The organism is Paenibacillus eucommiae (assembly GCF_017874215.1).
Classification (GTDB): Bacteria; Bacillota; Bacilli; order Paenibacillales; family NBRC-103111; genus Paenibacillus_AI; species Paenibacillus_AI eucommiae.
Window position 1 is genome coordinate 483,920 of the sequence record NZ_JAGGLB010000003.1, and the last position, 16,909, is coordinate 500,828.

The 16,909-nt window shown below is 46.9% G+C and carries 12 protein-coding genes; 4 read left to right on the forward strand and 8 right to left on the reverse strand.

Annotation, left to right across the window (positions count from 1 at the left end; genetic code table 11):
- Window positions 1–8: 8 nt before the first annotated feature.
- The 8 genes from J2Z66_RS07605 to J2Z66_RS07640 all read right to left on the reverse strand — a co-directional run bounded on the left by J2Z66_RS07605 (window position 9) and on the right by J2Z66_RS07640 (window position 12,665).
- On the reverse strand, window positions 9–2,411 hold the full coding sequence (locus J2Z66_RS07605) for a beta-ketoacyl-[acyl-carrier-protein] synthase family protein (RefSeq protein ID WP_209970748.1): 2,403 nt from the start codon (window positions 2,409–2,411) through the stop codon (window positions 9–11).
- A gap of 25 nt (window positions 2,412–2,436) precedes the next feature.
- Complete coding sequence (locus tag J2Z66_RS07610; RefSeq protein WP_209970749.1) at window positions 2,437–3,354, reverse strand: GNAT family N-acetyltransferase; 918 nt, start codon at window positions 3,352–3,354, stop codon at window positions 2,437–2,439.
- A complete protein-coding gene (locus J2Z66_RS07615) occupies window positions 3,338–4,663 on the reverse strand; it encodes a dicarboxylate/amino acid:cation symporter (protein ID WP_209970750.1) in 1,326 nt (441 codons plus the stop codon). The genes J2Z66_RS07610 and J2Z66_RS07615 overlap by 17 nt, the downstream gene beginning before the upstream one ends.
- An 88-nt stretch (window positions 4,664–4,751) precedes the next feature.
- Complete coding sequence (locus tag J2Z66_RS07620; RefSeq protein WP_209970751.1) at window positions 4,752–5,126, reverse strand: hypothetical protein; 375 nt, start codon at window positions 5,124–5,126, stop codon at window positions 4,752–4,754.
- A 99-nt stretch (window positions 5,127–5,225) separates the two neighbouring features.
- A complete protein-coding gene (locus J2Z66_RS07625) occupies window positions 5,226–8,219 on the reverse strand; it encodes an NHLP bacteriocin export ABC transporter permease/ATPase subunit (protein ID WP_209970752.1) in 2,994 nt (997 codons plus the stop codon).
- Between the two features lie 34 nt (window positions 8,220–8,253).
- Window positions 8,254–10,494, reverse strand: coding sequence for an NHLP family bacteriocin export ABC transporter peptidase/permease/ATPase subunit (locus J2Z66_RS07630; protein ID WP_245375338.1), 2,241 nt, complete (start codon window positions 10,492–10,494; stop codon window positions 8,254–8,256).
- Between the two features lie 20 nt (window positions 10,495–10,514).
- Complete coding sequence (locus tag J2Z66_RS07635) at window positions 10,515–11,477, reverse strand: NHLP bacteriocin system secretion protein (RefSeq protein ID WP_209970753.1); 963 nt, start codon at window positions 11,475–11,477, stop codon at window positions 10,515–10,517.
- An 18-nt stretch (window positions 11,478–11,495) separates the two neighbouring features.
- Window positions 11,496–12,665 (reverse strand): ABC transporter substrate-binding protein, encoded by a 1,170-nt coding sequence (locus tag J2Z66_RS07640; protein ID WP_209970754.1) that lies wholly within the window; start codon window positions 12,663–12,665, stop codon window positions 11,496–11,498.
- A 270-nt stretch (window positions 12,666–12,935) separates the two neighbouring features.
- Between J2Z66_RS07640 and J2Z66_RS07645 the strand changes: the two genes are divergently transcribed.
- The 4 genes from J2Z66_RS07645 to J2Z66_RS07660 all read left to right on the forward strand — a co-directional run bounded on the left by J2Z66_RS07645 (window position 12,936) and on the right by J2Z66_RS07660 (window position 16,905).
- On the forward strand, window positions 12,936–13,643 hold the full coding sequence (locus J2Z66_RS07645) for a response regulator transcription factor (protein ID WP_209970755.1): 708 nt from the start codon (window positions 12,936–12,938) through the stop codon (window positions 13,641–13,643).
- 214 nt (window positions 13,644–13,857) lie between these two features.
- Complete coding sequence (locus tag J2Z66_RS07650) at window positions 13,858–15,429, forward strand: spore germination protein (RefSeq protein ID WP_209970756.1); 1,572 nt, start codon at window positions 13,858–13,860, stop codon at window positions 15,427–15,429.
- A 19-nt stretch (window positions 15,430–15,448) separates the two neighbouring features.
- Entirely contained in the window at window positions 15,449–16,684 is a 1,236-nt protein-coding gene (locus J2Z66_RS07655) for a Ger(x)C family spore germination protein (RefSeq protein ID WP_209970757.1), read from the forward strand.
- Window positions 16,681–16,905, forward strand: coding sequence for a hypothetical protein (locus J2Z66_RS07660; protein ID WP_209970758.1), 225 nt, complete (start codon window positions 16,681–16,683; stop codon window positions 16,903–16,905). The genes J2Z66_RS07655 and J2Z66_RS07660 overlap by 4 nt, the downstream gene beginning before the upstream one ends.
- Window positions 16,906–16,909: the final 4 nt, after the last annotated feature.

Sequence of the window (16,909 nt, forward strand, 5' to 3'; positions counted from 1 at the left end):
GTTTAGTTTTATGCAGGCTCATTCGCTGCCCGGCTGACGATTGCCGCCATATTGTTGCCATTTACCGAAGAGCTGACTGTTACTATATTTGTCAGAGCCCGCCCGGCAAACTCTGGCCATCTGGTCCATTTGTTGTCTGCAGCCGATACTGAAACGATCTCTGCAGCTGCTCCAAGATGCAGTAAGGAACTGACCGATTCTCCGTATCCTCCATTCTCATTCAAGCAAACTACCGGTGGTCCATCCTTGCCAAATAAGCGGCGGATACACATCAATTCCAGCTCAAGCTCATCAGGTCTTCCTACAGAATTAAGAAGCACCAGATCAATTTCACTTGCCGGCAATTCCGCTTGTGCAAGTGAAGCAAGAACAGCGGAAGCGAAAGGGGATTGCTCAAGCCGATCAGGCAGCATGCTCCCAAAAGCTGTACCAAAGCCTCGAAGCTCTGCATAGCACGTCATCCCCCGCAGCCTGGCTTCATCCATATCAGCGAGAACGAGGCAGACGCTGCCCTCTGCTTTGCTGTAACGGCTTTCATCCAGCTGCTTGGCGGCATCTATTTGATCCGATAATTCAGAATGCTCGTCACCCGCACCAATCAGACAAAAGGGATGAACCCCACTGCGGATCATTCCCGCCCCATAAAGCGCCGCTGCCAAGCCTTCGTTGCCCCCTGTACTTAGCGAGCTGCTGAATCCCTGCAGGCCAAGCTTCTCTGCTGTCTTACCAGAAATAGAGTTTATAACGGTATGCGGAAAATAGATGCTGCTTGCAAGCTCAGGCCCTTTCTCAAATACAGAGCCTAGAAATTTGCTAATGCTGCTAGTACTTCCCCTTGAAGTACCGTAAATATAACCCATATTACCGAGCGGGAATTCCTCTTCCTTCCAGCCTGCATCCTGGCATGCTGCCAAAGCGGACCCGATACTGAATTGGCAAAGCCGGTTCATTCTGCGCTCATACCTGTCCTTATCAAATTCCTTTAATGAAAATGGCGAGCTTAGGCCCTGCTCATTCAAGCCATCCAGTGCCTGCAAAATACCTCCTGTGCATATTCCCCAGCCTCCGACCGCTCCCAAGCCAACTATGGCGACACGTGGAATAGGGCGATTTGAATGGCATGAAGATGCAGGTAATGTTGCATCCTCAAGAGTGCCGCATACTTCCGGCCCTGTTCTCACGACAATGGACACATTATGGCCACCGAAAGCCGAGTTATTGCTCAGCATGTATGCAGGTCGGCCGCTCTTCATTTCTCCTGCAATAAGTTCGATTCCCTCACAGCCGGCTCGAAAATCATCAAAATGCAGCGTAGCTGGAACGAAGCCTTGATCTATCGCATACAAGGAAGTCACGAGCTCCACAGACGCTGCCGCTCCCAGATTATGTCCGAAGTAAGCTTTGCTAGAGCTGAGCGGTACAGACATGCCGCTGCCAAATACACTCCGTAACCCGGCAATTTCAGCCTGATCATTAGCCAAGGTTCCAGTGCCGTGTGTGTTAATGTATTCGATTTTCTGGTGTGGTACTCCGGCCTGCTTAAGAGCCATCTCCACTGCTTTACGGACGCCCAGGCCTTCAGGATGTGGGGCTGTTTCGTGATAGGCGTCGTTGCTGAGTCCATAACCGCATATTTCGCCGTATATTTTAGCGCCTCGCAGGATCGCTTTGTTCAGTGGCTCAAGCACTACAAATGCTGCACCTTCACCAAGATTCAGGCCAAACTGGCTCCCAAAGGGAGACGATGGCTGCGGATTAAGCGCACGAAGTACATTAAAACCGGCGTACACGGAATGCGATAGCGGATCGGAGCCTCCAGCCAGCATCGCATCTGCATATCCCCATCTCAGCATGTCACAGGCATAACCAATTGCATTGCCGCTGGCTGCACAAGCCGTATTTATCGTGACAACCGGTCCCTGTAGTCCAAGTGCAATCGCAGTATCATCCCCTTGCTGGTAAAAGGGGTATTTCGCTGTGCGGGACTCGTCAAGCTGAGAAATCGTCCACTGTTTTTCAAGTGACAGGATACCGCCATTGCAGGTTCCGAGCGCAAGTCCGAAACGATTGGCTTGTAAACTGTAATCCCCGCTGGCGGTCTCGTTTGATTCGTTTAACCAAGGCGTTATGGAAAGCCCGCTGCTTGCCAATGCCTGGCGTGCTGCCGCGATAGCATACTGGGCACAGAGATCCTCAGAATCAGAAGCAGCACCAAAAGAGACTTCTCCTGCTATGGAGCATTGTAATGCATCCGTTGAAAAGCGGGTAACAGGTCCAATACCTGATTGACCCTCAAGCATGCGGCTGAACACCAGTTCCACCGTGTCCCCTAGGGCGCATAATACGCCAAGTCCAGTAATCGCAATCCGCTCGGCGGTCTGCTCTGATTTTCCAGGCTTTAGTGCTGTCATGTCATCCCCTCCTACTGCATTTTTATTAACCTCGTTCGCATCCGTTTATGCTTTTATAGACGACACGCTTCTCGCTCACCTTCTTTGCATAGGGACGCAGGCGGCGTTCTGCAATGGAAAGCATAAAAGGTGTGGACATATTTACGGTAAACATCGCGTAAGGAATTCCAGTCTCAAGCTGTATAAGGATCGAACGGCAGAGAAGTAATAAAGCGAGTCCCGATAATTGATATTTGGGCGTGATAAATACAGCATCGTATAAAACCGTATCTTCAGAAATTCTGTAATTAACGATCCAACCCACTATATCTCCATCCGTTTCCAAGCCCAGACTGTTAGCAGCTTCAAGCGGAGCAAAGGATTTAAAAGGAGACAAGAATGCTGGATACATTTCCCCCTCCTGCTCAAGCAGCCTTGCCTTGTTTAGCTGGCTCAAATTGCCCCAGGGAAAGGCTTGAATGCCAGCAGGCAGTGGATGCTCCCGCAGCCATGGTGCATGAACGATCTGCTTGTCGATGTGGTATATTTTAGCCTCCAAGCTTGGAGCCGACCAGCCTGAACGGCTAATAAATGCCTCCAAGGCTGGTGTAATTTCTTTCCCGGAATAATAAACAAAACGAAGCCTCTCTACACCTTGAGAAGCAAGATGCTGCTCCAGCGTGCTCATTAACCTGGAACCAAGTCCTGCTCTACGGTAGCCTCGATGTACAAATAAAGATAAAATATGAGCGGCCCTGGTTTCCCGTTCCACCCGCTCCTGCTCAGCGATGACCAGCCCAATCGGGGTACAGCTTTCATCCTGACTTCCCGGCACAAGCTCAACCCCAAAGACAGATAACCTGCCCTCCGCCTCCAGCTCCGGAAGACGGGGCATAAGGTGTCCGAACATCAGTCCCCGGTAACGGGGCCAATCATCTGGTGTGAGCTTAATCCAACGATACAAGTGGAACGCCTCCGTCTTCTTTTGCCGGTTGTGTATAATCACTTTCACTGCTTTTTTCCGAAATCATCACGCTTGCAGCGCAATTGGACAGCACATTGGCTGCAGTTATGATGGGATCAATAATTGGGTTGATAGCCAGCAGCAATATAATCGTCGTGTCTGCCGGCAGCTGCAGGGGCCCCGCTATCATAGCGATCATAGCAATCGAGACCATTGCAGGCGCTCCTGCACCTGCCAAAGCAGCGAGCACAGCTCCAATCCAAACGGTAACCAGCTGCAGCATCGTTAAGGAAACACCATATAGCTGAGCCGTAAACATAATTCCAAGAGCATACACCAGGATCATGCTGTATCTGCACAAGATCATGCCAAGCGGAACAACTAATCGGACTGAACTGGCTTCAACCCGGAATGCAGTACTTAGCGCATGTAAAGAGGCTGGTATGGCCGCGATACTGTTACGTGTTCCAAAGGCTACGACAAGCGCATCCTTTAATTCATAAAACACCGCTTGTATCGACATATTGACCTTCTTCGCAATGATTCCTGCACTGATGAGCATAACGATCAGGCTGGAAATGTACATCCAGAGAATCAGTTTCATGATGGCCGGGAAAACGCCTTCCCCAATAGCTGATAATTGTCCCGCCATAATACAAAATAGTCCAAATGGCAGCAAATACATCGACCAGGAAATCGCTTGTTGAAAAGCCTTAAACAACAGATCTGTAAGCTGCAGTAAATTCTCACCAGCTTTAGTGGAAACCATGCCGACCGTTACTCCAACAACGATGGAGAAGAACAATATTTGTAAGCTGTTACCTTCACCCAGCGCTATAAAAATATTGGGTGGTATAAGTTCAACCAAAAAACCAAGCAGATTAGTAGTCGTACGCTCCTCGCCGGTCCCGCTTCCAGTCTCAGCCTGCTGCTCAGCTTGCTGTACGACAGATCCGAGCACCGCCTTGGCTTCCGGCGAAAGGCCGCTTCCAGGCTGCCCAATCAGTCCTACTGTCAAGCCCACTGCGCTCACTAGGAGCAGCCCTGCAGCAAAAACGATCAACATACGCTTCAGGATATGAATCGCATTGCTGTTCATAAATATGCCGCCTATGCTCGATACAATCGCAGTCATCATAATCGGAATGACGCACATCTTGAGGAATGATAAGTAGAGGTCCCCGAATGGGGCAATCTGCGCCGCGAAATCGGGAAATAAAGTCCCGGCAGCGGCTCCTGCAGCAATACAAATAAGAATAGTCCAAACGGACTTGATCCATGCCAGAGAAAAGGCCGGAAATTTAGACAATGCCAGTGCACCCTCTCACCCGGGTTAGTTGTAGAAAAACCCCGATTGCCCGGGGTTTGTTCAATGCGTAGAACGTATATAATTGGAATTAGATTTGATCGATTGCTCTATTAGCTGCACGCTCAGCTACGTTTACAGTTCTTCTTGCCGCATCCTCAGCGATGTTTCCAACTGTGCCAAAGAAATCATTAGCTCCGGATTTGCTGCCGCCAGCTACACTCTCAAGCTCTGTTTCGGAAAGCTCATCAGCAGATGCTTTAGCTTCAGGAAGCACGATGTTGGCATGATAGCCTTTACCATCGACAACATTAATTTTGAAATCTTGGGGTACTTCCTTACCTGTTGCTTCTTTAACAGCTGCATAAATATCAGTCAGGCACAAAGACCTGAACGCGTCATCGCTGCTTGCCTTCTCAATTACTAGTGTTGCGGTTTCTTTTACTTGCTCTTCTGTCCAACTCATGTTCATTCCTCCAATAAATTAGTATAAAGTTTTTACATTACTTACAATAACAGACGAAGTTCAAATTCACTTAAAGTCCTATTCAAATCTTGCTCAAATCTATGCTAACTGACGTTTCGACAAATCAGCAAACAAACCGTCTCTTTGCGTTAACTCTTGATAGGTCCCTGTTTGTACGATGCCACCCTTATCGAATACATAAATACGATCAGCATTCCTAATCGTACTCAGCCTGTGAGCAATGACGATTCTTGTGGCTTGCAGCTTTTCCAGACTCTCGCTTACGATAGCCTGGGTACGATTGTCCAAAGCGCTTGTAGCCTCATCAAAAAAAATAATTCTCGGCTTCCTGGCAATCGCACGTGCTATGAGCAGCCGTTGACGCTGTCCACCGGAAAGCGTACTACCACCCTCGGAGACAACCGTATGCATGCCCATCGGCATACTGCGGATATCTGCATCCATGCCTGCCATTGTGGCGGCCTCCCAAGCGTCTTCTAACGTCAGGTTTGACGAGCCAACGATATTAGTGAAAATATCTCCGGACATCATCTTTCCATTTTGCAGAACAACACCAAATTGATTGCGCAGCAGCCCGACATCGAGCGTCTTGAGATCCTGTCCATCAAAAAAGATCGAGCCCATTTCCGGCTTTTCAAAGCCAAGCAGCAGCCGTACCAATGTCGATTTCCCACATCCCGATGCTCCAATGAAAGCTACAAATTCACCTGAACGAATCTGCAGTGAAATATCCTTGATGACCATAGGCTGGTCCTGATGATAACGAAAATGCAGATGCTTAACTTCAATCGCACCACTAAGATCCCCAGGATCTTCAAGCTGTTCATGAATCTCTGGCACGGTTTCCAATATCGGCTTGGCGCGCTCAAATAGCGGCACAATATTAATGATGGATACAATAGCCGAAGACATCGCCATCATAGCTGTCAAAAATGCGGTAAAGGCAGAAAAGAAGGCAATGAACTGGCCGGCGCTTAACGCTTCGGAACGAGAGGCGACAAAATAAAATAAAATCATGGAAGTAACAATTGGAAAAAAAGATTGAAAAACGCTGAGCCAGTTGGACAGCATATGCGATTTGAAGGACAGTTCCTTCTGTTTCGCAAACCAGTTTGCCCATAGAAAGAAGGCGCGATTCTCAGCGGCAGCCATGCGGAACTTACTGATCCCGTTTAACAGCTGTAGCACCATACCAGAAATTTTACCTTGAACATGCAGCAGCTCGCGCTCGTAACGAACCTGCATAATACCGATTGTGGATGTCACCACCATGGAGATCAGAACCAGACCACCCGCGATAAGTGCCAGCGTGACATCATAATGGAAGAGCAATATGAAATTAAAAGACGAAAAGATACCTGAGAAAATAGACGTAATAACAACGCCAGACATCATTTTGCGGATTGAATTAATGCTGTTAGCCCGCAGCGCAAGGTCCCCGGCTGTAAAATCACGAAAAAAGGAAACGGGAAGGTTGAGCAGCCGATCCCATACTGCAGCTTGTATAGAGCCATCCATCCTGCCTTCGATACGCAGCATCGCCATGGAACGGGTTAACTGGAACAGCATCGTCGAAGCCGTTACGGTTAGCAAAATGAATGTCATCTGCAGCAATGTATAACGATTGGATTCCGGAATAACAGTATCGAACAAAATCCCGTTGGCAATAGGCATAAACATTCCGAGAATACCAGCAGCTATGCCCATTAGCAGCATGACAACAAGGTCACGCTTGATTGTTTTATGCGCTCCAAAACGGAGGATATCCATCACCTTCAAAGGATGCGCAGGCAGTGAACGATAAAACATATGCGCCATTGGATTTAACATTTGAGCGATTTCTGGTGTGATTGTACGCTCCATGCCACTTGCCGGATCGATCAGTTTGTATGAAGCATGCGTTTGGGGGATAAGGGCCACCGGTCTGCCATCTTCCTCCATAAAAGCCACCAGTGGACCGCTGTCTTCTTTCCACCAATTGCCCTTCAGCACAACCTGCCTTGATCGCACATTGGAGGCTTGGGCTATGTCGTGAAGGGGATTGCTGGCTCTGACTGCACGGTCTCTTTTGAGCGACGGCTTGATATCTATGCCTGATGACTCTCCTGCAATCCGGCAGGCCATGTATAAGGGATCAGCAGAAAAAGCAGGCTTGATGATCCTGTTCTTTATTCCGGCTGTGACCTCCACAAGCCTGGACAGAGCTCTGTTCATCAACAGATGATCACTTTCTGTCCGCTTGCGCAATTGATCCCTGTCTGTTAATTCTTCCTTCATCAGCATATGCTTAAGCCGTGCAGATACGATGCTATGGAAACCCGATAGTCCATCCCACTGTCGATCCTGAGCCATCCATGCTGTCGTCTTACAGGCTGAAATGCGGCTTTCCTCCTGAACACTTAACCAGCTTAGCGAAGTCAGCGGAATAATAGGCGTAACTCCCTCAAAATGGATAGGGTGATCTTCCATCCACTGCAGCACACCTGATTGCTGGCTCACCCACAGGGTGTCCATCGATCTAAGCACCTTGTCTTTAGGTACAGTTATTTCGTCAGAATGCTCGATACTGAGGAAATCTGCCGGGGGATTTTTAGTTCTCAAAGCAGCAGACCATAACTGTATCCACTGATCAATCTCTTCAGCGATCACGCTATTGAATTCGCTAAACGCAGCAGCCTCCTGCAGCCTGCCCAGTTCCAGACGCAGCAGCTTTGTATCCTCTGATCCTGTAACCAATAACCCGTTACGTACTTCTGCCTCAACGGGTCTGAAACCAAATAAGATTCGCCCAGTCTCAGCACTAAAGAGATAACGCCGCTTATCCGTACTCTCTTCTTCTTTTATCGTAACAGCAAACAAATCGACATGACCGCTCTGGACATACCAGATGTAATGTTCATTCATAATCAATAGAGGGTTGTTCCCTTGAATGACTACAGGTGTTCCATTTTCGAGAAACAAGCTTTCTATGCTTTGTTTATAAAACTCATCAGATTCCTTGCGTTCCTCATTCTGATCGAGTTCATTGCTCTCATTGTTTTCATTACTTTCATTGAGATCCTTGGGTTTCATTAAATGTTGTTCACCTCCCATATTTAAGCCGTGTCTAATGCTCTTGAATCAATTTGGCATAAGCCCCATTCCGTTCAAGAAGCTCTCTATGAGTGCCGCGTTCAGCAATTTTCCCGCGATGCATGACGATTATTTCGTCAGCATCCCGGATCGTGCTTAAGCGGTGAGCGATAATGAGACAAGTGATACCGCGTCTGCGGAAGCTGTCGTCCACGAGCTTCTCCGTTGCAGGATCAAGCGCACTGGTCGCTTCATCCAGAACCAGAATGGAAGGATTACCGGCGAGGGCCCGGGCGATTTCCAGCCGCTGGCGCTGTCCTCCGCTGAAATTACCGCCATTTTCAGAAATTTGATGCTCGTATCCGCCGCTGCGCTCAGAAATACTGTCATGAATAGCAGCGTCCTTAGCCGCCCGAATGACATCGGCCTCAGTAATAGTTGAATCCCAGAATGTCAAATTTTCTTTGATGGTGCCTTCAAATAGACAGATGTCCTGATCCACCACGGCCATTGAATTTCCGATCTTTTCGCGCTGAATTTCCTGTCTTGTTTTATGATCAAACCTAATTTCCCCTGACCAAGGCTCATAGATGCCAGCTACCAGCTTCGCAACCGTAGATTTCCCGCTTCCCGATCCACCTACGAGCGCTACTCTCATTCCAGGCTTGAGTGATAATGAAAAATTATTAACCAGCGGTTCTTCCAATCTGCTGTAGCCAAAGGATACATTCTGAAGCTCTACATATCCAGACAGCTTGGCCTTATTCTTAGCAGCGCCGTTGGCAGAATTATCTTCAGGTTCAGGGCGATCAGAGCTGGCCTGCTGTGATAGCTGTCTGTCAATCGGATACTGAAGTACATCGTCCAAGCGTTTCAAACTGCCTCCGGCTTCCTGGAGTGAGCCTCCCAGATATACCATTTGATTGACCGGATCAATAAAGCTTGCCGATAAGCTTTGGAATGCCACAAGCATACCGATGGTCAAAGCGCCGTCCATCACCTGCATCCCTCCGACTGACAGGACAATCACTGAGCTCAAGCCGGATAGAAATGTAGGCACTGCAGTTAGAAACTGATTCGACACGCCAAACTTCTGCGTCGAATTCATCAGCTTTCCTTGATGTCCAGACCATTTAGCAAAGAAATCCGACTCGGAGCCGTTCGATTTCAATGTTTCGATGATTTGCAGACCGTTCATCGAAACACCTTGCATTTTGCCTCCTTCTTGAAGCAGCGTTTGATTCTGATCGTTGCGGTGTCGTGAAATATACCGAAGGAAAACGATATTCAGCAAAGCAACGCCGACAGCGATCAACGTTAACGTAATGCTGTATTGCAGCATTAGAACGAGATAAAATAAAATCATAAAGCAGTTCAATACAGCAACTGCCAGCTCTCCCGACAACAGCTGGGCGACTCGATCGTTGATCATTACGCGCGAGCCGATTTCACCGCTGTAGCGTTGCGCAAAGAAATCGATGGGAAGACGAAGCACATGCCAGAAGAAACGGCTTGATGAGCTTAGAGAGAACTTCGTTTCCAAGCGCAACAAATAGTATCGTTGCAGCCAGGTAAGCGAAGCACGCATGACGGCCGTCATGCCCATACCGATCAGAAGCGGAGCAAGCCAGTCGTGCATACGGCCGAGCAGCACGTTATCGATAAAAATTTTGCTGAAAGTAGGGATGACTAGTCCAGGAATAACTAGAAACAAACCGGCAATAACAGCAAATAATAATGCACTTTCCGAGCCTTTCAGTCTGGACAATAAAGAGACGAGCATATTCGGTGCTTGTCCCTTACGGACATATTCAGGGGAAGGCTCCATTTGAATGACAACGCCTGTGAAAGATTGATCAAATTCAGTAAAGCTGACTACTCTTGGGCCTGCTGCCGGATCATTTAAATAAACTTTATCTTTTCCGAAGCCTTCGAGCACCAGGAAGTGATTAAAATTCCAATGAATAATAAGCGGGAACTTCATCTCTTTCAGCGCTTCAGGCTCTTTGCGGTAACCTTTGGCATGCATGCCATATTTCCTGGCAGCCTTCAGCACATTACTAGCCTTGCTTCCATCCCGGGAGACTCCGCATTCAATCCTCAGTTCCTCAAGAGGAATAAAGCTTTTATAGTAACCTAGAACGATTCCGAGAGCTGCTGCACCACATTCGACTGCTTCCATCTGAAGCACTGTCGGTGTTTTAGCCCGTTTGCTCATTTTCATTTTCTTAGGCCTCTCCGAGGGCTCGGATGTCGTGTTGTTCGTTGACATCATCGGCTCTTTTCACCTCCATGTCATTTGAATTGTGGGATGACTGAAGCTATTGGGCGCTGTTTGCTCACAGTGATAGACCCGTTCACGAGTGTGCCGCTGTTTATAACGGAAGGCGGTCCATCCGCGGTTGACCAGGCGTAACCGCTAAAAGTCCGGTTATCCGGTACGAGGTCAACCCGAACTTCAAGAGCAACCCCCTGCGCGGCCATTTGCTGAACGAGTCCTTCATTTCCCAGCTTGATCATCATTCCCTGCTGTGTTGCCGGGAACTCGGATACAGATATGACTCTTCCGATCATAAATCCATATTCTTCACGGTTGACAGAGCTCGGAGAAAGCTGCACATCCATACCAGGCAGTAATTTCTTGCCTTGATCGGCAGGGACATAGAGCACAGCTTCCAGCTCCTTCATAGTTGCGCCATTCGTCTCAATCGTTACGATCGCAGTTCCACTGTCCACGTAATTCCCTTTGTTGACTTTAACTTCAAGAACGCGTCCTGAATAAGGACTTACGATTTTTGAACTGTTTTCATATTCGTCGAGTAAGTTCACCAAACTGCTTTGAAGTGACTCCAGCTCACTCTTAATTTTGGGATCAGGACTTTCTTTAAGTGCCGCTGAAGCCTTCGCAATGTTAGCTTTAGTTGTCTTCATAAGTTCAAGAAGTTCTGGCTGCCCGACCCGTGCAATCACATCGCCCTTATTGACCTTATCATGCTCAGACACTCGTAAATCTGTAATAGGTCCGTTCGAGCCGGCATAAATGCCCTGCAAACCACCCGGCCTGATAAGCACGCCCTGGCTATTGACTTTGACAGATAAGCTGCCGAAGATTCCCCAGTATATGGCTGTTGCAAGCAGCAGGGCTATCCCGATCAGAGCCAACCAGCCTCGCGGCGAGGTAACCTTGACCAAGGTATCCAGCTGTTCAGGAGATGACAGCCGTTCCATGGATACTTTGCGAAACACTTGATTATTCATCGTTTTTCAGGCTCCTCCTTAAGGCTTCACGTATTCGAATGTTCCATTTCGCACTTGCTTCATTACAACCGGCATATCATGGATATTGCCGTCTGGCGAGAAGGATCTTGGGCCTGCCGCGCCTTCCCATGCATTCATCTCTCTCAACGCCGCAGCGATATCTGCCGGAATTTTGGAGTTTGCCTTTTCAATCGCATCCGCTAATAAATGAAGAATGTCGTAGCCTTGGGCAGCCCATTTATTGGGTTCCTTGCCGTATTTGACTGTGAATTTTTTATGGAATTGTTCATTTTGAGGGCTTGGTGCATCCGGATGGTAAATCGAAGCAATCAGAGTTCCCTCCACGGCCGCACCGCTTGCAGCAAATTCCTCGGAGTCCAGACCGTCACCTCCGATGACTGGAATTGACATGCCGGTTTCCCTCAAATTCGTTATGAAATCAATGCCATCTGCAGCAGCACCCGCCATAAGAACAAGGTCGCAATCCAGCACCTTCCACTTTTCAACGATTCTTTTTACGTCTGCTGCATTCTTATAGCCAGAAATGCGATCAACAACGTGAAGTCCCGCTTCTCTGGCTTTATCTTCAAATGAATTTGCCAATCCACTGCCGTATTCATCATCTACATAGTAGATGGCGATATTTTGGAATCCTTCTACTTGCGCATAGAGGGCAAGTGAATTTCCTAACTGCACATCATCAGGTATGTTACGGAAAACAAGCTGGTTGTTGTTTTCTGTCAGCTTAGGGGCAGTGGCAGCTGGTACCAGTTGCAGAATTCCCGCATTCTCATACATAAGAGACGTTGGGATGGATACAGAGGAGCTACGGTGACCAATGACAGCGGAAACTTGCAGATCGTCAGCGAAATGCTGGGCAATTGCCAGCCCTGTAGTCACTGAAGCTTCGTCGTCTTTCAGGACAAGTCTGACAGGCTTGCCATTTAGAACGCCTTTCTCGTTGATTTCCTCTAAAGCCAGCTCCAGTCCTTCGCGAAAAAGATCATTGTGCTGAGCAAAAGGCCATACCGCCCCAACAACAACTTCATTAGATGCGTTTCGTAGTGCTCTCTCACGTGCTTCATATGGAGTTCTGTCAGATGAACAGCCTGTGGCCACAAAAACGAATAATAAGACGCCGATTGACCATGTTTTCAAGTTTTTCAAGGAATGAAATCGAGTTTTCAATGTTAATGTTCTCCCTCCTTATGTTTAGCCGCTCTGTGCAACAGAACTTATTGTAAGTCAGCAGTAACAAACTAACAATTAAGGTTTGTTTAATTTTAGTTCAAATTTACTTAAAGTATGATCAAAAAACAGGCAATAAAGCGAAATAAAGCTCGAAAAAAGGAAAAAAATGTTGTTTAATGTTAGGTTTCATCTTGCTAAATCAGATCTTTTGCACTACTCTAAAAGAACCACTCGCAACAAAGAGTCGAAAGGAACGGGGATATCAAGATGTTGAAGAAAACTATTCTGGTTGTTGATGATGATGCCGATATCAATGAATTGTTAAACATTTCTTTAACCAGAGAAGGCTATCACGTTGTTTCTGCCTATCGGGGGGCCGATGCGATTCCCTTAGTAATACAGCATCAGCCTGACCTCATTATTCTGGATGTGCTGCTTCCTGATATCGATGGCTTTGAGATATGCCGCGAGCTGCGGAAGACTAGTACCATACCTATATTGTTTCTAAGCTGCAAAGATGAAGAAATCGACAAGGTACTTGGACTCGGATTTGGCGGTGACGATTATATGGCCAAGCCTTTTAGCCCTATTGAGTTAGTTGCAAGGGTCAAAGCACATATGAGGCGTAATTACTTACTGCGTAAGGACATTAAAGAGGATGACTCCATATTAAACTTCCCCGGATTGTCGATCGATCGTTCAACTCATAGAGTACTTGTGGATGGCCAGCAGGTTTCCCTTTCTGCCAAGGAATTCAAGCTGTTGTTCCATCTGGCACAAAATCCTAACCGGGTATACAAAAATGATCAACTGTTCAGTCTGCTCTGGGATGAACATTTTTTGGGAGATCCCCATACAGTCATGGTACATATTTACAATCTACGCAAGAAAATTGAGCTTAATCCAGCCAAACCCAAGTATGTAATGACGATCAGAGGGGTCGGCTACAAATTTAATGATAAATACGGTGAGTAGCTATTAGGAGCTCTTCACTTCCCCTTCAAACCTACTTCTGCAACCTGCTCAAACACCCTGGCTGGCAGTCCAACAGCACCTCCTTTGATACAACTTTTCTCACTTTCTCAACACACCCTACCGTTCGACATCTGAACGGATCCCCTTGCTTCCATCAGGTTAAATGTCTGGTGTTTTGTCTAGAATGGGTATTAGTAAGGGGGAGATGCTGATCATGTCATTTTTTCGCAAACTAATGAAATTGAGTGTCAACCAACGCAGCTCAACCGTAGTTAATGCTTCTGCTGATCCCAATCCACATCTGGTTCTTCTTTCCTCAAGCTTGGATGCGAACATAGCTGTCCTGCAATCGATTTATGAGGACTGTTCAGATGTTGTTATTCATCCCTTTTTAATCGGTGGTAAAACAAATGCTGTGCTTGTCTATATTGAAGGCTTGTCTAATTTGGAAATCATCGATCAACATGTATTACTACCGCTTATGAATGAAAACTTCGAAGAAGATCATATACATTTCACGGAAAAATTGACAGTCTCGCAAAAACTGGTGGTCACAACCATTTCCGAGCTAATTGCCCAAATCTCCATAGGTTACCCCGTTATTCTTGTCGATAATGAATCCACAGGTACTGCTTTAGGTTTGGCAAAATGGGACAAGCGAAGCATTGAGGAACCAGCAGCCGAATCTGTCATTCGCGGACCTCGCGAAGGCTTTACAGAAACAATGACAGTCAATACTTCTATGCTGCGAAGAAGACTAAAAAGCCCACAATTCAAAACAAAGCTGATAAAAATTGGCCGCTACACGCAAACCAAAGTTATTATCGCTTATATGGAAGGACTAGCAGAACCGGGTCTGATCGAAGAGGTAACTAAGCGGGTAAGCCGTATCGAAATAGATGGCGTTCTGGAGAGCGGATATATAGAGGAGCTCATTGAGGACAATCCCCTATCCCCGTTTCCCCAGTTATCAACGACGGAGCGGCCGGATGTAGCAGCTTCCTCTCTATTGGAGGGACGGGTTGTTATTTTAGTCGAGGGAAGCCCTTTTACCTTAATTGCTCCGACAACTCTGTTTGCCCTGCTTCAATCACCCGAAGATTACTATCAGAGGTTCATTATTGGCTCGGCGATCCGCTGGTTAAGGTACTTATTTCTTGGCATTTCTCTACTCGCCCCTTCCCTTTATGTAGCCATTGTTACGTTCCACCAGGAGATGATTCCAACTCACCTTCTGCTTACACTTGCCAAATCGCGGGAAGAAATTCCGTTCCCGGCACTTGTCGAAGCACTTTTAATGGAAGTAACCTTCGAGGCATTGCGTGAAGCCGGTGTCAGATTGCCCAAGCAGGTAGGAGCTGCCGTGAGTATAGTTGGAGCCCTTGTCATCGGTCAAGCTGCTACGGCAGCAGGTCTCGTTTCAGCACCAATGGTCATGGTAGTCGCAATAACTGGAATTGCTTCTTTTATGATTCCTCACTACTCTGCTGGCATTTCCTTCCGTTTGCTCCGTTTTCCGCTCATGATCCTTGCTGGTATGCTGGGACTGCTTGGCATTATGATGGGAATTATCGTGATCTACATTCACTTATGTTCTCTTCGATCATTTGGTATTCCTTACCTGTCACCGCTTGCCCCAATGAAAGGAAGAGATTGGAAAGATGTGCTGCTTCGGGTGCCATGGTGGATGATGGACAGCAGGCCAAGCCCAGTTGGGAAAAGAAACCCATATCGGCAGCCCCCTGGACAAAAACCGGGAACAAACAGAGGGAATGAGGACATGTGACAGTGAGGGATGGGCACAGATGCAGCATCTTCTATTCAATAAACTAAAAAAAGCGTTTATAGTGCTTTTTCTTTGTATTGTAGTAACGGCAATTACTGGTTGTTGGGATCGAAAGGAAGTCAACGATTTAGCAGTCGTAACCGCCATAGGAATTGATAAGAAAGATGATAAAAACATCGAGCTTTCCATTCAAATATTTAATCCCAGATCCGTAGGCGGCAGCGGGCAAATGGACGGAAGCGGTGGAGGATCTGGCGGGGGATCTGGCGGAGGCAGTGATCAGGTTCTAATCCAATCTGAAGTAGGTCTCACACTTGCGGATGCCATGTCTAAGTTTCAGGAAAAACTGGCCCGTCAAATCTTCTGGGGGCACGATGAGACTTACATCATTAGTCAAGAGCTCGCAAAAGAGGGCATTAGGGAACAAATGGACTTCCTGTTAGAGGACCCTGATCTTCGGGAAAATGGAAATGTGTATATAAGCAGTGGCAAGGCCAAAGATATTTTACCGTTGCAGCCTACTCTTGAACGAAATTCTTCGGAAATGCTTCGTGAATTATCTGCATTCCGAATCGGAATGATTGTTACAATTTCAGATTTAGCCCAGATGCTGGCAGGAGAAACTGGAGCAGCCGCTATCCCTTTGATCGCAATCTCACAATCTTCAGGTAATAGTACAAATAGCAGCCCTATTCCATCACTTATGGGAACCGCCGTTCTAAAAGCAGATAAAATGATTGGACATCTTAGTGATAAAACAACGCGGGGAGTCTTATGGTTTAGAAACGAGATTGACTCGGTGACGGTGACAGTTAGGCCGAAACTAGCAGAACAAGGAATGATAAGCGTAAGATTGAAAAAAAATAAAACACAGCTTATCCCTACCATCCAGGAAGGCAAATGGACAATAACTTTGAGAAGTGAATCCAAGGGTGAAATCGTCCAAAATACTACCAATTTAAATATGATGAATCCTGAATTCGTAAAGGAACTGGAGAAAGAAGTTGGAATAGAAATTCAGAAACGTATGGAATTATCACTTAAGCAGGTTCAAAAAAAGTTAAAAGCTGATATTTTGGGTTTTGCTCAAGCCTTTCACCAGAAATATCCGAAAGAATGGAATGAAGTTAAAGATCACTGGGATCAAAAATTCCCTGAAATCGAAGTCGTGATCACACCAAAAGTCAGAATCCAAAGATCGGGCTTGTCAAACTCCGGAGCCATCAGACCGAAACAAGAGGTGAAAAACAAATGAAGCTCCTGGCGATAGCAGCAATAACCCTCTTATTGTACATGATGATGCTTTTTGACTGGCCTAAAATTAAACGTCATCAAAGGAGAGAAAAAGCAGCCTTCGCAGCGATAACTGTGTTCGGATGGGGACTAGCTGTTCTGCTCATTTTCTTTCCTGACATCCATGGGCCTTCTCAATTAATCGATGCGATATTCAAACCACTTGGTAAAACGCTCGAATAACATC

What these genes read in the sequence shown, in the direction of transcription:
- J2Z66_RS07620 (WP_209970751.1), bottom strand. Translation starts at nt 5,126, where the DNA reads ATGAGTTGGACAGAAGAGCAAGTAAAAGAAACCGCAACACTAGTAATT.
- J2Z66_RS07630 (WP_245375338.1), bottom strand. Translation starts at nt 10,494, where the DNA reads ATGATGTCAACGAACAACACGACATCCGAGCCCTCGGAGAGGCCTAAG.
- J2Z66_RS07625 (WP_209970752.1), bottom strand. Translation starts at nt 8,219, where the DNA reads ATGAAACCCAAGGATCTCAATGAAAGTAATGAAAACAATGAGAGCAAT.
- J2Z66_RS07605 (WP_209970748.1), bottom strand. Translation starts at nt 2,411, where the DNA reads ATGACAGCACTAAAGCCTGGAAAATCAGAGCAGACCGCCGAGCGGATT.
- J2Z66_RS07660 (WP_209970758.1), top strand. Translation starts at nt 16,681, where the DNA reads ATGAAGCTCCTGGCGATAGCAGCAATAACCCTCTTATTGTACATGATG.
- J2Z66_RS07645 (WP_209970755.1), top strand. Translation starts at nt 12,936, where the DNA reads ATGTTGAAGAAAACTATTCTGGTTGTTGATGATGATGCCGATATCAAT.
- J2Z66_RS07655 (WP_209970757.1), top strand. Translation starts at nt 15,449, where the DNA reads ATGCAGCATCTTCTATTCAATAAACTAAAAAAAGCGTTTATAGTGCTT.
- J2Z66_RS07650 (WP_209970756.1), top strand. Translation starts at nt 13,858, where the DNA reads ATGTCATTTTTTCGCAAACTAATGAAATTGAGTGTCAACCAACGCAGC.
- J2Z66_RS07635 (WP_209970753.1), bottom strand. Translation starts at nt 11,477, where the DNA reads ATGAATAATCAAGTGTTTCGCAAAGTATCCATGGAACGGCTGTCATCT.